The sequence below is a fragment of the Haliscomenobacter sp. genome, from assembly GCF_040403615.1.
In the GTDB taxonomy this organism is placed as follows: Bacteria; Bacteroidota; Bacteroidia; order Chitinophagales; family Saprospiraceae; genus Haliscomenobacter.
Genome location: NZ_JBBAKG010000013.1, coordinates 59,601 through 74,562, shown reverse-complemented (window position 1 = coordinate 74,562; position 14,962 = coordinate 59,601). Strand labels below are relative to the sequence as shown.

Sequence of the window (14,962 nt, the reverse complement as noted above, 5' to 3'; positions counted from 1 at the left end):
TCTTAGCAATAAAGGTCTTTTCCACAACAAACTGCTTTAGCAAATTAGGAGGGTTGTAAGTACTCAAACTTATGACCCTTTTTTTTCAATTTTAATTTCCTTATCATTGGCAGTCTATTGATCGGGGAAAATCCTTGCTTTACTTTGCAACGCTTTTCCTAGCCTAAATAACAATCACTCAGCTCATGCCGAATACCGAAATCCAATTTTTAGAAGGCCCACGCTCGCGTTGGCAAGAATTCAGTTTTACCCTGAAAGTATTTTATGAATTCATCAAAGGCTTCCGTGCGCTGCATTTTGTAGGGCCTTGCATTAGCGTGTTTGGCTCTGCTCGCTTTGGCGAAGAAACCAAAGATTACCAGAAAACCCGTGAATTGTCTGGTGAATTGGCCAAACTGGGTTTTACCATCATGACCGGCGGTGGCCCAGGCATCATGGAAGCCGCCAACCGGGGCGCCAAAGACGTAGGTGGCCGTAGCGTAGGTTGCAACATCCGCTTGCCAATGGAACAGCAACACAATCCTTATCTGGACAAGTGGGTAACCATCCGCTATTTTTTTGTGCGCAAAACCTTGTTGATCAAATATTCCTACGCTTTTGTGATCATGCCAGGTGGTTTTGGTACCCTCGATGAGTTTTTTGAAACCATTACTTTGATCCAAACCCACAAGATTTTTGATTTCCCGATCGTGATCTTCGATACCGCTTACCATAAGGAAATCCTGGAACACATCGAATTGATGAAAAATTATGGTGCGATTGCTCCAGGTGACCTGAAGCTCTACCTCGCAACTGACGACATCCAGGAAGCAACCAATTACATCCGCGACAATACCATCGCCAAATTCAATTTACAACCGGAAAAAAAGGCCAATAGTTGGTTGGGAGAATGGAAGCTCGTTCAAATGGCCAAACGGAAATCAGGAGAATGAGCACAGGTTTTACTTTGAGCGACGCGCGAAACCTGAATGATTTTTTGGATGAAAATCCCGAGAATGCGGCGTTAATCAAGGCGCTCTACTTGCCGTTGATGGTTCGTGGAACCAACCAACTCATTCAGAATGTACATGCAGAAGTGCAGTTGTTGAGTACTGGTGCGCGGGTATTGGGACTCGTCCTGCCGCAGAAGCAAGCTGCTTTCCCTGATGAATCTTATGTAGCCTCGCCCTACGGGCAATACGTAGATTATGGCCGCTACGAAACCGCACTGGAACTGGGCAAGCTGCGTTGGCTCAATTTTCTGGCCAACCAAGTATTTGATTTGTTGGGTAAAATATGCCGCAGGGCAAAATTTGACCAGGTCGTTTTGATCGACAACCTGCTTTTCTCTACGAATTTATACCCCCGAACCATCGACTACGATCTGGATGCCTTGCACCAATTTCTTCTAAAACAATTCCCAGATCGAGCGCTGGTTTTTCGTTCCATTTGTCCTGAAGTTTACCCCGCCTGGTACGAAGCTTTGAAAAACCTGCGCTATAAAGCCGTATTCAGCCGGCAGGTGTACCTCCTGCGTGCCCACGAAGGCGCACATCGCCTCAAACGCGCCCTGGAAATCGACACCCGATTGGCCAATAAGCAAAAGCACTTGCGCTGGTCTGAACTGCAAGTTGGGGAGGAAGTCCACCTTGAGCGCATCCTGGAATTGTACAATCAGTTGTATTTGGAAAAATATGCGCGGCTCAATCCACAGTATAGTTTGGAATTTATTCAACACTTGTTTACTGGTGGCATCATCCGCATCAAAGCGTTGTGGCATGGAGAAAAAATCGTGGCTTTCACCGGTTATTTTACCCTGGATGGCGTGATGATCAACCCCTTGATTGGTTACGATCAAGCGTACCCCCAAAAAGAAGGTTTGTACCGCTTGCTCACCATGGAAACCATGCTGGAAGCCGAAAAACAAGGCATGTTGCTCAACATGAGTTCGGGCGCTGCCCACTTCAAGCGCTTGCGGGGCGCACAGGCTTTTTTGGAGTTCAACCTGGTTTACGATCGGCACTTGTCCTTTTTCCGTCGCTTGCCCTGGGCAATGACGCGTGCCATTGCGGTACCAACGATTTGGTTGGTGCGGCGGTATGGGTTGTGATTTTTTCAAAAATTCTCCCCCTTAAGAGCATGCTCTAAAACCCAATCACCGTCACGCCCGTTCCCTTAAACGAATTCAAGTCCATCAGTTCCTGGATGCCCTGTTCCAGGCTGACCACTTTTCCCAGCATCCGTTGGGGTTGAATTTTCCCGGAGACGATCATGTCCAGCATACCTGGAAACTGGTGGGCTTGCATGCCATGGCTGCCGATGATTTCTAGTTCGTTGGCAATCACGGCACCCATGGGCAGAGGCGGATTGGCTTCGCTGCCGGAGAGCAAGCCCAGTTGTACATGACGCCCCTGCTTGCGCAAACTGAGAATCGAATTGCGGCAAGTTTCGTGGCTACCCAAGGCATCTACCGACAGGTGTGCACCGCCTTTGCTGATTTCGCGTACCATTCCAACCACGTCATCTGATAATCGGGCATTGATTCCAGCTGCCGCACCCAACTCCAGGGCGAGGGCCAGTTTTGATTCATCGATATCTATTGCAATCACTTGTGCGCCAAACGCAGCGGCAATCATGATGGCCGACAAGCCTACGCCACCACAGCCATACACTGCTACCCATTCTGCTCCTCGCACCCGACCTTGCGCGGTGACTCCCCGCCAGGCCGTAATGAAGCGACAACCCAGGACTGCGGCGGTCGTAAAGTCCATTTCATAAGGCAAACGCACCAGGTTGTGGTCGGCGTGATCGATGGCTACGTATTCTGCAAACGAGCCCCAGGCAGTGAATCCAGGTTGGAAGTAATGGTCACAAATTTGTTGCTGGCCCTGGTGGCATTGCGGGCAATCGCCACAACCGACACAAAACGGCACAGTAACGCGATCGCCTCGCCGCCATTTGCGCACACCCGCTCCTACGACTTCAATGGTTCCGGCCAGTTCGTGTCCGGGTACATGGGGCAGGTGCACATCCGAGTCGTGGCCTTGCCAGCCATGCCAATCGCTGCGACAAATGCCGGTGGCATGCACGCGGATTACCACTGCTCCGGCGCCAGGAGTGGGGTCGGGTAGCGTAGCCAATTGAATGGGGCCACGGAATTGTTCGTAGTAGGCAGCTAACATTGTAAAGATTATTTGTGCGAAACCAAATTCGTGTGTTCAATTTTTGACAACAGCACTGCTTTGCCCGCTTTAAACACCTCGTCGTAATCGCGGGTAGCCAGCTTGGTGTCTTTGATTTCGTAGTTTTCGTAATCCTGGACAACAATACCCCCAACCGTGGCCCTTTTAATGGCTTTTCTAAAGCGCGGCCCGCCAGTAGAATAGGACAAGTAATCCATGGTGTGTGTCGTTTGATTGATCCAGTAGCAATACACATCTACGTGATCGCTACCGCCACCTTCAGCATCGAAGGTCACTTCTACTTTGTCGTAGGTCTGTTTGTCGATGGTATTTTCGCCGACGTATTTGAGGTTGACGGCAGGTTCAGTGAGTTTGAACGGCAATAATACAAAGTAGGCCAGGGCGTTGACACTCTCCTTGTATTTTTCTTCCGGTTTTTGGGCTTTGCCATTGATGCTTCTTGAGAAACCTTCGTTGCTGAGGATGTCTACAGTGGTATTGCCCAGGGTATCTTTGGTACTGCGCTCGTACTGGAATTTTCCGCCTTTTTGTTTGAGTTGCACCTGAAAAGCCCGAAAATCAAAGGAAACGTCGAAATTGCGGTAATTGCGGCCACCGTGTACTTCGATGCATTGTTGGATGATTTGGGCGGCTTTGGGGTCTTCCACATTTTGACTGATACAGGAAAAGGTGATCAGAAACAACCCCAGGATAGAAACTAATTTGGCGTGCATGTTTTTTTTGCAAAAATACAACTTTGGCCCCAACAGAGTACCTCAAGATTTTGAGATTTACTGTAAACGTCGCTTAGGAGACTGCTAGCAAAACGGCTACAAAATGGCATATACTTGCCGCCAGTACAAACAAATGCCATACCAGGTGGTGGTACACAAACTTATTCCAGAGGTAAAATACCACGCCCAGAGAATACAGAATGCCGCCAATCACGATGAACATCAGGATGTTGGATGGAACACTCACAAAAAAAGTTTTGCCCACCACCAGCAGCATCCAACCCATCAGGAGGTAAATGATGGTGGATAGAAAGTTGAATTTATTGATGAAAAATATCTTGAAAACCGTGCCAGCCAACGCTAATCCCCATAAAATGCAAAGCAGGGTGATGCCTGCACTATTGAACAAAAACAACAGGATGAAAGGGGTGTAACTGCCCGCGATCAGGAAATAAATGCTGATGTGGTCAAGAATTTGCAAGACGTTTTTGACAAATGGTTGTTGAAAGCCATGGTACAAGGTAGAACTGGTGTACACCATCAAAAAACTGAATGCGTAGATGCTAACCCCAACAGTGGCGGTGGTATTGCCACTTTTGGCCGTCAATGCCAGTAAAAACGGAATAAAAACGATACCGAATAAAATGCCAAAACCGTGGGAAATACTGTTGGCAATTTCTTGTTTCAATACAATAGGATGGTATGGAGAATGATCAGACATGATGATTGATTTGAGTTTGGGGAGCGCGTGATGATTGAAAAGAACTCAACGAAAATGGGGTAGGGGATATTGCCGTGCGAAAAAATTAGCCAGAATGTTTGCATATTCAAAAAACATCCATATTTTTGTTTTGCCTTTCCGTTACAAACTACATTTTGAATTTAACCTTTCGTTTTGTGCTCAAGCTTTGATTTTTGGCTTGAATACTTTTCAATGTTTTAACTTTACTACCGCAAAACGGAACTCGATGAACCCACAGTCCAACCCACAATTGGAACTTGCTTTTGAGTATGTGCGCAATACGCGCAAAAATATCTTTCTGACCGGTAAAGCGGGTACAGGAAAGACGACATTTTTGCGCAGCCTCCAAAATGAATCAACCAAACGGATGGTGATCGTGGCTTCCACTGGAGTGGCCGCCATCAACGCTGGTGGAATGACGATCCACTCGTTTTTTCAATTGCCCTTCGGTCCTTATTTGCCGGGCAAAATGGAAGACCCCAGCCGGATGCGCCGTTTTACCGGGGAAAAAATCCGCTTGATCAAAAGCCTGGATTTGTTGGTCATCGACGAGATCAGCATGGTGCGCTCAGATGTACTGGATGGCATTGATGAAGTGCTGCGGCGTTACCGCGACCGGTCTTTGCCTTTTGGCGGCGTCCAATTGTTGATGATTGGCGATTTGCACCAATTGCCGCCAGTAGTAAAGGATGAAGAATGGAACCTACTGCGCGAGCACTACCGCACCGCGTATTTTTTTGGCAGCCACGCCCTGCAACAAACCGATACGGTACGCATAGAACTCAAGCACATCTACCGTCAGTCGGATAGCCATTTTATTGAGCTGCTGAACAAAGTACGCGACAACAAGATCGATGAAGACGTCTTGAGCTTGCTCAACAGCCGTTACGTTCCCAATTTTCAACCCAAAGAAGAAGAAGCCTACATCACCCTCACTGCCCACAACGCTTCCGCCCGAGAAATCAATGGCAATAAGCTAGCTGAAATACCGGGGAGACTATATAAATTCAACGCCAGCATCACCGGAGAATTCCCCAGTTTTGCCTACCCTACCGATGAAGTCCTGGAGTGCAAGGTAAATGCGCAGGTGATGTTTGTGAAAAACGATGTTTCACAAGACAAGCGCTACTACAATGGCAAAATAGGAAAGGTCGTCAGGATCTCTGATGGAACCATCTATGTAAAATGTCCTGGTGATCAGTTTGAGATTGACGTAAAACCCGATGAGTGGAAAAACGTCAAATACTCCCTTGACGAGCAAAGCAAAGAAGTAAAGGAAGAAACCCTTGGCACATTTACGCATCACCCTTTAAAGTTGGCCTGGGCGATCACCATCCACAAAAGCCAGGGTTTGACCTTTGAGCGGGCCATCATTGATGCGCAGGCTGCCTTTGCGCATGGACAGGTATACGTGGCGCTGAGCCGCTGCAAAAGCTTTGAAGGCATTGTGCTGCACTCCAAAATCGTACAATCAAGTGTGCGTACAGATACGGTCGTCAAAAACTATACCGAGGATGCCGACAAAAATGCCCCAGATGAGGCTCATTTGACCGAATCCAAAGCCGAATTCCAACAAACGTTGATCCGGGAGTTGTTTGATTTTAACCCCTTGAGACGCTATTTGGAACAAGCCAAACGCACTTTTTTGGCCCATGAAAATACCTTGTCTACCGATTCCGTAGCTCAACTGCTGGCTTTGGAACAACAAGCCCAAACCGAGGTGATCAGCATTGCGCAAAAATTCAGGCCCCAGATGGAGATGTATTTCTTGCAAGGAAATCTCCCCGAGCACAATGCCGAATTGCAAGAGCGTATTCAGAAAGCTTGCGTGTATTTTGAAGACAAGGTGGGGGCGGTACTGTTGCCCTTGCTGAAAGATATCCCGCTGATCACCGACAACAAAACGGTAGAAAAAGCAGCTTCCGAGGCGCTTGATAACCTGCACAAAGACTTGTTTGTCAAAACGGCTTGCTTTAGCAAATGCAGGGAGATATTTGTGGCCCAGCAGTACCTCCAAACCAAAGCCAACGCGGAAATCGATTACCTGCGCGCGCCAGCCCGGGCTGCACCCAAAAAGCGCACCGCTGCCATAAAAACAAATCACCCTGACTTGTACCACGCCTTGCTCAAATGGCGGGAAGATACCGCTGCCGCCTATGAAATTGAGCCCTATTTGGTATTGCCCAGCAAGGCCCTGGAAATCATGGTAGAATTGCTGCCCATCAGTACTGCCGCGCTGAAGAAAGTCAAAGGAATTGGCCAGGCTAAAATCAAGCAGTTTGGCACTGCGTTATTGACCCTCGTCAAAAACTACGTGGATTCCAATCAATTGCAAGAGATGCAACTGTTTCTGCCAGATCCGGTTGAAGTACCCAAGCCGGTAAAACCAGATTCCAAATTATTGAGCTTAGAAATGTTCAAAGAAGGCAAAAGCATCGAAGAAATTGCCGTAGCACGTGGTTTTGTGCCCAGCACTATTGAAGGGCATTTGGCCCATTTTGTGGGCTTGGGAGAATTGGATGTTTTTGATCTAATCTCGGAAGAAAAGTATGCAAGTATAGCCGATTACCTCAAAGCGCACGAAGATGCTCCACATTCGGAGGTCAAAGCTACTTTAGGTGATGAGTTTTCCTATGGAGAAATCAAGTTGGTGTGGAAGCATTTGGAGTGGGTACTTCGTGAGGAAGAAGCCTGATTATAACTTAATCCGGCCTCTGTCCACCCCCGTCCCTTCTAGGGCCAGTCTGTTCACCTTTGGGCTTGGGTTTATTGTTCCAGCGCGAGGTGCCTGATTTTTTGTTTGGACCTTGACTAGAAGCATTTCTATTTTGTCCACCACCATGTCCATTAGGTGGCCGATGAGAATGAGGGCCAGTGCTGGTTCCTCTACGCGCATTCGGTGCATATTCGGGGCCAGCGCCTAAACTTTGTGGCGGACTTAATTTTTCGATGTCTTTGTCAATCAATTTTTCGATTCTTCTGAAGCGGTGCTGATCCATTGGCGTTACCAGGGTAATTGCTTCCCCTTTGCGCTCTGCCCTGGCCGTACGACCTACCCGGTGCACATAATCTTCGGGGTCGCGCGGAACGTCGTAGTTGACCACCAAATCGATACCATCTACATCGATGCCGCGACTGATTACGTCTGTGGCTACAACGATGTCGATTTTGCTGTTGCGAAACGCCAACATGGTTTCTTCCCGTTGGTCTTGCTCCACATCGCTGCTCATTTGGCCAACGGAGAGGTTTTTGCGTTGCAGCTTGCTGTACAAAGAACTAACCGAGGCTTTGGAAGAACAAAACACCACAATGCGTTGGCCTTTGCGGTCTTTTAATAATTCTGTAACCAGCGCAAGTTTTTGCTCTTCGTAAACCACATACGCGCGTTGGGTAACCCCTTCAGCGGGTTTTGACAAGGCGATGCTGATGGTTATCGGCTGGCTGTTCATCAAGGTGCGCGCCAACTTCATCACCCCATCGGGCATGGTAGCCGAAAACAAGAGGTTTTGACGCTTTTGGGGCAATTTGCTGATGATGCGCATCAGGTCGGGTTGGAAACCCATGTCCAGCATGCGGTCTGCTTCATCAAGGATCAGAAAACGCAGTTTGGAAAAATTGACATACCCCATATTGAGGTGGGAGATCAAACGGCCTGGAGTGGCAATTACGATGTCTACCCCTTTCACAAAGGCATTCTTTTCTTGGGCAAATTCTTTTCCGTCCCCACCGCCATAAATGGCCATGGAAGAAACTCCAGTAAAATAGGAGTAGGCTTCAATGACTTGGTCGATTTGCACGGCCAGCTCTCGGGTAGGTACAATGACCAGTGCTTGCGTGCTATTGGCTTCTCCAGACTCGATGATTTCATTCAAAACGGGTAGGATGAAAGCTGCAGTTTTGCCTGTGCCCGTTTGGGCTATGCCGATAAGGTCTTTTCCCTCTAAGATTACAGGGATTGCTTTTTCTTGGATCGGGGTGGCCGTTTTATAATTCATTGCCTGGATGCCGTCTAACAAGTCAGGATGTAGGCCAAATTCGGTGAAATTCAACTTCAATATATTTTCTTGGAACAAAAAATTAAAATTCCCTGCAAAGATGCAGTTTTTTTAGATGAAGAACATATTTCTTTTTTATGGGATCGTTTCGTCCTCTTAACAGGCCTGTCGGGGCGACCCTGCGTGGTCGCCCAATACCAACGACACCCACGAAGGGGTGTCGCTACTTGCGCATGGCGTCTACTGGGTCCATGCGGGATGCCTGCATGGCCGGAATCATCCCTGCCAATACCCCGATGACGGTTGACAATACAATCCCAAGGGTGGCATTGTTGACCGAGAGATAAAGCTGAAATGAATCTGACATTTGCGAAAGTCCTGCCATTGCGGCCATTACCAGCAACAAACCAGTGATACCTCCAAGTATACAAAGGACGATGGATTCGATCAAAAATTCAAGCAGGATAATATATCGCTTGGCGCCCAGGGCTTTTTTGATGCCGATGAGCCGGGTGCGTTCTTTGACAGACACAAACATGATGTTGGCCACGCTAAACATGCCCACTAAAATGGCAAAGCCGCCAATGAAAATCCCCAGAATATTGAGTACGTTGAAAAATCCACTCAGGAAATTGGTGATGATGGAAAGCTGATTCAATGAAAAGTTATCGTCTTGTTTGGGTTTCAGGCGGCGATGGGAGCGCAATTTTCCAATGATCTCGTCTTTCATCTGTACCACGGAAACACCTTCACCCGCTTTGGCACAAACCGAAGCATCCTGAAAAAGGTCGCTCGATTTGAGATTGGCGATTTTGCGCGCCAGTTCATAGGAGACCAAAATGACTTCGTCAAAGTTCATCACGTTGATGATGCTCTCCCCTGCTTTTTCCAGCACACCAACTACTTCGTAGCGCCTTCCGTTGATTTTGACCGATTTTCCGATGGGATCCAAGCTGCCAAAAACAGCTTCTGCCACTTTAAATCCCAGCACGCATTTATTTGCTCCGTAATAATATTCGTTGGGAGAAAAGAAGCGCCCCCGATCAAAATTGAGTTTGAACATTTCTGCAAACTCACTAGTGACTCCCAACATATAAGCGCGATCGGCACTGGATTTCATGTATTTAACGGTTCTTTGACCGATGCCTACATAAAATGCCGCCAATTGGGCCGATTTAACTTTTGACTTGACGATTTCGTAATCTTCGTAATCCACACTTGGTCGGCGCAGGTACTTGAACCAGTTGTCGGGATTGTCGGACCAGGAAATCTTTTGAATGTAGATCACGTCATCTCCTAACTTGGCTAGACTACCTTTTACATTGTCTTCCAGCGAATCTACTGCTGAAAAAACGCCGATGATGCAAAAGATACCAATGGTGATACCCAGCAAGGACAAGAAACTGCGCAACCGATTGGAATTGAGTTGACCCAGTGCTTGTACGATACTTTCGTAGATAATCCGTAAAAAAATGCCCATAAGGATGAATTGAGAGTGGGAGACAATGGTACAAACATAAATAATGCCTTTCAAACCGTCATTTTCAATCGATCAACAACTATTTTTTCCTGTTAAACGTTACACTTTGTGCATATTGATCATGTTGGATGAAGCAAAAAAAGTTGCAAATAGTCCAAATTCCAACAATGTTTCTATCTTTGTGCTTTTTATCTTTGACAATTAAAAGGAAAACCAAACTGTAGAGATGAGGACCAAACTTTCTCAATTCACGTACGAACTGCCGAAAAAACTTATTGCACAATATCCCGCTGATAACCGACACGAGGCTCGAATGATGGTTGTCAATCGGCAGACAGGTACAATTGAGCACAAGATCTTCAAAGACATTTTGACTTTTTTTGATGAGGGCGATGTATTGGTCTTCAACAATACCAAAGTTTTTCCAGCGCGTTTGTATGGACGCAAAGAAAAAACGGGAGCAAAAATAGAAGTCTTTCTGCTTCGCGAACTCAACAATGAGTCCCGCTTGTGGGATGTTTTGGTAGATCCTGCCCGAAAAATCCGGGTAGGGAATAAGTTGTATTTCAGTGATGACAACGACAACGACATCCTGGTTGCAGAAGTAGTAGACAATACGACCTCCCGCGGAAGAACCATTCGCTTTTTGTATGAAGGCACCGATGACGAATTTCAAAGAGAACTTGCTACTTTAGGCAATACACCATTGCCCAAGTACATCATTCGCAATGCCGAGGAAATTGACCGAGACCGTTATCAGACTGTTTATGCCAAAGAAATTGGAGCGGTTGCTGCACCAACGGCAGGCTTGCACTTTAGCAAGGAGTTGATGAAACGCCTGGAATTGAAAGGAATCGAGTTTGCTGACCTTACTCTTCACGTAGGTTTAGGAACATTCCGGAGTATTGATGTAGAAGATTTGTCCAAACATAAAATGGACGCCGAGTACTTTCGCATTCCGGCTGCATCAGTAGATTTGGTAAACAAAGCCAAAGAGCAGCACCACCGCATTTGTGCAGTTGGGACTACCTCAATGCGTGCCATAGAGTCAGCAGTTTCAGCCGAAGGATTGCTCAAACCAGCCGAAGGATGGACCAACAAGTTCATCTATCCTCCTTACGATTTCAGCATCGCAGGTTCGATGATCACCAACTTCCATTTGCCAAAATCGAGTCTGTTGATCATGATTTGTGCATTTGGAGGATACGAACTCATCATGCAAGCTTACGAAGAAGCCATAAAAGAAGAATACCGCTTCTTTAGTTACGGTGATTCGATGATGATCATATAGGTTTCAAGTTCTGGGTTTTGAGTTACACTTAACTCTTCCTGTCAAGGGAAATAATTTTTTGCGTCATATTAAGATGCGGTGCAACTCAAAACTCAAAACCTGAAGCCTGAAAAACCTATGAACTGTGCGTCTTCCCATTCTCCTGTTTGCCTTCATTTTGTTGATGTTGAACAAGCAAATTCTTCTTGGGGAAGTTCGCAACGTATCCTTTGGTTTTTATACCGAAAAAATACAACTCAATTTTAATTCGGATCTGCTGCTGCTGCCCAAGCCAAGTGTGGAAGGGAAAAGCATCAAAAACCATTATACACTTCTACTGAAGACCGCTTATCAAACCTTGGTAGCAGATCTGAGACGGCAGCGAGATGCATACGCCCTGAACGACTGGTTGTTTTATGAAATGGTGCGCAGTGCAACAGACCAAATTTTGAATGGACGATCGGCAGCAGAAAAAAACTTGCTGATCTGGTTTTGTCTTTCCGAAAGTGGTTTTGATACCCGAGTGACTTTTAGAGATCAACGCGTCTTTGTATGTGTATACACCAAAGATGAAATCTACGAGGCACCATTGATCGAGGATCATGATCGTACTTTTGTAAATATTACTGCTTTAGAGAATACCAAAGGGGGTGAAGCTGGCGTTTTTTTGCTCGATTTTTCACCTAAACCAAATGGACAAGCGTTTTCATTTCATTTGGGTGGAACTTCAGGGATCAAACCGCTGGTTGAAAAAAGAAGCATTAATTTTTCCTTTAAAGGACAAGTTTTTCCTTTGGAGGTAAGCCTGGATCGAAATTTGGTGCGAGTTATGGAACATCATCCGCTGATTGACGAAAGGGAGTATTTAAATGCCCCCATGTCAGAAGCGTTGCGCAATAGTTTGCTTCCACAAATGACTACTTTGATTAAAGGGAAAACGGGTTTTGAAGCGTTGGAACTACTCACTGCATTTACCCGTTCTTGTTTTAAATACAAAGAAGACAAAGAATTTTTTGGCCGTAGCAAGCCGATGGTTCCCGACGAGGTCTTTCATTATCCGTTTTCAGATTGTGAAGATCGTTCTGCTTTGTACTTCAATTTGGTTAAAGAGCTTTTGGGTTGGCCGATGTTGATCATTGGTTTTCCAGATCATTTGACCATCGCTGTATCAATTCCTGATTTTGATGGAGATGCTATTGAATATCAGGGACGAAAATACTACTTTTGTGATCCGACAGGGCCAGCCAACTCCTCGGAGATCGGCAGGTTGCCTGAAGAATTTATAGGTCAGGAATACGAGATAATTGGACAATTCAATTGATTCTGCACTTTTTCGCTTGCTTTGCTCCAATTTTTACCGTACCCTGCAAACATACGCTCAATTCTGGCATTCATTTAAATTTTGTATCAAATATGTACTGGACGTTAGACCTTGCTTCTCACCTTGAAGATGCCCCATTTCCGGCTACTCGCGATGAGTTAATTGATTATGCACTTCGTCATGGCTCTCCATTGGAGGTCATCGAGAATTTGCAAGATATGGAAGAAGAGGGGGATGAGATATATGAAAGTATACAGGACATTTGGCCTGATTATCCCTCCAAGGAAGACTTCCTCTTCAATGAAGACGAATTCTGATCTGGGTTTCGCCCAATTCAGACACGAAATAGAGGCCCTGCCCAACGGCGGGGTTTTTTTTTGCCTTTCTGGATAAAAGCTACTCCAACACCCATACCCTAAACATTAAGTTATGGTTCAAATTGCCATCGATGGCCATTCCTCCTGTGGTAAAAGCACCCTGGCAAGAGCGCTTGCCCAGGAATTAGCGTTCATCTACATCGATTCAGGCGCCATGTATCGTGCAGTTACATTGTTTTTTTTAGAAAACAATGTAGACTTCTTCAATCACCACCAGATTCAGGAATACCTCGCCAAAACGGAAGTGGATTTTGTACTTGCCCCCTCCGGCAATCGAACCTTGCTCAACGGACGGGACGTAGAAGAGCGCATCCGAGAGATGGAGATTGCAGCCAGGGTAAGTCCCGTTGCCACCATCCCAGAGGTGCGCCGTAAAATGGTGCAACGACAACGCGAGCTTGCTCAAAATCAAGGTGTCGTGATGGATGGGCGAGACATTGGAACCGTCGTTTTTCCCCACGCGGAATTGAAAATTTTTCTTACCGCAACGGTCGAACGCCGAGTCGAACGCCGCCAATTGCAACTCCTCAAACTAGGAATGGTTGTAGATTACGAAGAGATCTTGCATAACCTCTACGAGCGCGATTACATCGATTCAACCCGTTCTGATAGCCCTTTGATGAAAGCCCCTGACGCCATTGTAATCGACAACAGCAACCTTAGTCCAGAAGAACAATTGGCAATTGGAGTACTGCTGGCAAGTTCTCGTATGAAAATCATTTAATACCTTGCTTTGACTATGAAGTTCTCCCACCTACTTCAACTCTTGATTTTGCTGGTTATTGCCAGTTCTTTTTCCTGCTCACCCAATCAAAGTGCTCAAAATTGGGTACGCAAAACCGAGCACCAATGGAGCAGTTGGGAAAAGAATCAGCCGCAGTGGTTGGAAACGCTGGATACTTCCACTTTGCAGAAGCAGTTGGCTTTTTTGACAATGGCTCAGCAAAAAGCCCAAAAATGGTTAGACCGACCCATCGATACCGCTATAAAAATAAATATCGAAAACCTGCATTCTCGCCTGAACTTAGCTAAAAATCGGCTGGAAAGACAGCAAATTGACCCAAGTGTTTACAACCTTGGTTTGCGCCTGCAAACTTTGTACCTGGCCCAAACAACACTGGAAAAAACTGATTTGAAAAAATTGGCAGTAGACCTGGATCAGGCTGGAAGGTATTATATCTTGGCGCGCCAGAAACTCAAGAAGCCGATTGCGGAGAGCTGTGATTCTGCGGTACATCAGCACATCACTGGGATTACTTTTTTACTCGCCCGCTTGAGTCCGAAACTTGATTCCACTAAACTCCCAAAAGAAAAGAAAGCTTTCCTTCAGAAAAAAATTGATCGAGCTTGTTTTTACATGAAGGATTATTTGGCCTGGTGTCGAAGTATGGCCTTTGAATTGAGGGACTCAGCGCGATACTAAAACCCTTGCCTACAAATCCTTTACCGAATTCCGATCCGTCAAAATATCTTTCAATTCCTTCAGAAAAGCATATTGATGGGGCATCACTTTTTTGAACGCCTCCTTGAAGGCAACAAACGTGCCTTGATCCATTTCGTTTTTCAGCTTGTCCTTGAGGTAGACAGCATCTTCGAACAACATAGATTTGAGGGAAGGAATATCGTGCCATTCGCCTTCAACTGCGTAGGCTTCTTCCGTAGCGCCATTTTCGGGCTCAACCGGATCCAGTTCAATAAACCGGTCTACATTCGCTTTTAGAGGACTGTGTTCCTCTGCGTTTTTTTGTGGAATAGTCCACTCTTCGCTATCTGGAGAATTGACCAGAAATATTTCCAGCCCCCGTTCGCGGAAGCGGTAAATGATCAAATTTACTTTTTTTGCTAAGCTCATACCCGGCAATCTATTATTAGCACCAAACAG

Annotated in this window: 14 protein-coding genes; 8 read left to right on the top strand and 6 right to left on the bottom strand. The window is 46.2% G+C overall.

The window, feature by feature from the left end:
• The first annotated feature begins 185 nt into the window (after positions 1-185).
• Together ABW391_RS06465 and ABW391_RS06460 are read left to right on the top strand one after the other, a co-directional pair.
• Positions 186-932, top strand: a complete 747-nt coding sequence (locus ABW391_RS06465) for an LOG family protein (RefSeq protein ID WP_353481021.1) — start codon at positions 186-188, stop codon at positions 930-932.
• Positions 929-2,089: a GNAT family N-acetyltransferase gene (locus ABW391_RS06460; protein ID WP_353481020.1), complete on the top strand. Its 1,161-nt coding sequence runs from the start codon at positions 929-931 to the stop codon at positions 2,087-2,089. Before ABW391_RS06465 ends, ABW391_RS06460 begins: the two co-directional genes overlap by 4 nt.
• A gap of 34 nt (positions 2,090-2,123) precedes the next feature.
• Here ABW391_RS06460 and ABW391_RS06455 read toward each other — a convergent pair whose 3' ends face one another.
• From ABW391_RS06455 to trhA, 3 genes are all read right to left on the bottom strand, one after another.
• Positions 2,124-3,161: a zinc-dependent alcohol dehydrogenase family protein gene (locus ABW391_RS06455; protein WP_353481019.1), complete on the bottom strand. Its 1,038-nt coding sequence runs from the start codon at positions 3,159-3,161 to the stop codon at positions 2,124-2,126.
• A gap of 8 nt (positions 3,162-3,169) precedes the next feature.
• Positions 3,170-3,895 carry a DUF6503 family protein gene (locus ABW391_RS06450; RefSeq protein ID WP_353481018.1) on the bottom strand — a complete coding sequence of 242 codons (726 nt, stop codon included), beginning with the start codon at positions 3,893-3,895 and terminating at the stop codon, positions 3,170-3,172.
• 73 nt (positions 3,896-3,968) lie between these two features.
• Positions 3,969-4,616 carry a PAQR family membrane homeostasis protein TrhA gene (gene trhA, locus ABW391_RS06445; RefSeq protein WP_353481017.1) on the bottom strand — a complete coding sequence of 216 codons (648 nt, stop codon included), beginning with the start codon at positions 4,614-4,616 and terminating at the stop codon, positions 3,969-3,971.
• Positions 4,617-4,863: 247 nt separating this feature from the next.
• Here trhA and ABW391_RS06440 point away from each other — a divergent pair, with 247 nt between their 5' ends.
• Positions 4,864-7,332 (top strand): helix-turn-helix domain-containing protein, encoded by a 2,469-nt coding sequence (locus ABW391_RS06440; protein WP_353481016.1) that lies wholly within the window; start codon positions 4,864-4,866, stop codon positions 7,330-7,332.
• 7 nt (positions 7,333-7,339) lie between these two features.
• Here the strand turns inward: ABW391_RS06440 and ABW391_RS06435 are convergent, their stop codons facing one another.
• Entirely contained in the window at positions 7,340-8,686 is a 1,347-nt protein-coding gene (locus tag ABW391_RS06435) for a DEAD/DEAH box helicase (protein ID WP_353481015.1), read from the bottom strand.
• 169 nt (positions 8,687-8,855) lie between these two features.
• Positions 8,856-10,112: an ABC transporter permease gene (locus ABW391_RS06430; RefSeq protein ID WP_353481014.1), complete on the bottom strand. Its 1,257-nt coding sequence runs from the start codon at positions 10,110-10,112 to the stop codon at positions 8,856-8,858.
• A 226-nt stretch (positions 10,113-10,338) separates the two neighbouring features.
• Between ABW391_RS06430 and queA the strand changes: the two genes are divergently transcribed.
• The 5 genes from queA to ABW391_RS06405 all read left to right on the top strand — a co-directional run bounded on the left by queA (position 10,339) and on the right by ABW391_RS06405 (position 14,503).
• Positions 10,339-11,403: a tRNA preQ1(34) S-adenosylmethionine ribosyltransferase-isomerase QueA gene (gene queA / locus ABW391_RS06425; RefSeq protein ID WP_353481013.1), complete on the top strand. Its 1,065-nt coding sequence runs from the start codon at positions 10,339-10,341 to the stop codon at positions 11,401-11,403.
• Between the two features lie 124 nt (positions 11,404-11,527).
• Complete coding sequence (locus ABW391_RS06420; protein WP_353481012.1) at positions 11,528-12,703, top strand: hypothetical protein; 1,176 nt, start codon at positions 11,528-11,530, stop codon at positions 12,701-12,703.
• A gap of 92 nt (positions 12,704-12,795) precedes the next feature.
• The gene (locus ABW391_RS06415; protein ID WP_353481011.1) at positions 12,796-13,020 is read left to right on the top strand and encodes a DUF2795 domain-containing protein; all 225 of its coding nucleotides are present in this window, start codon (positions 12,796-12,798) and stop codon (positions 13,018-13,020) included.
• A 112-nt stretch (positions 13,021-13,132) separates the two neighbouring features.
• Positions 13,133-13,804, top strand: a complete 672-nt coding sequence (gene cmk, locus ABW391_RS06410; protein WP_353481010.1) for a (d)CMP kinase — start codon at positions 13,133-13,135, stop codon at positions 13,802-13,804.
• A 15-nt stretch (positions 13,805-13,819) separates the two neighbouring features.
• A complete protein-coding gene (locus ABW391_RS06405; protein WP_353481009.1) occupies positions 13,820-14,503 on the top strand; it encodes a hypothetical protein in 684 nt (227 codons plus the stop codon).
• Between the two features lie 9 nt (positions 14,504-14,512).
• Here the strand turns inward: ABW391_RS06405 and ABW391_RS06400 are convergent, their stop codons facing one another.
• Positions 14,513-14,932: a hypothetical protein gene (locus ABW391_RS06400; protein ID WP_353481008.1), complete on the bottom strand. Its 420-nt coding sequence runs from the start codon at positions 14,930-14,932 to the stop codon at positions 14,513-14,515.
• Between the last annotated feature and the right edge of the window lie 30 nt (positions 14,933-14,962).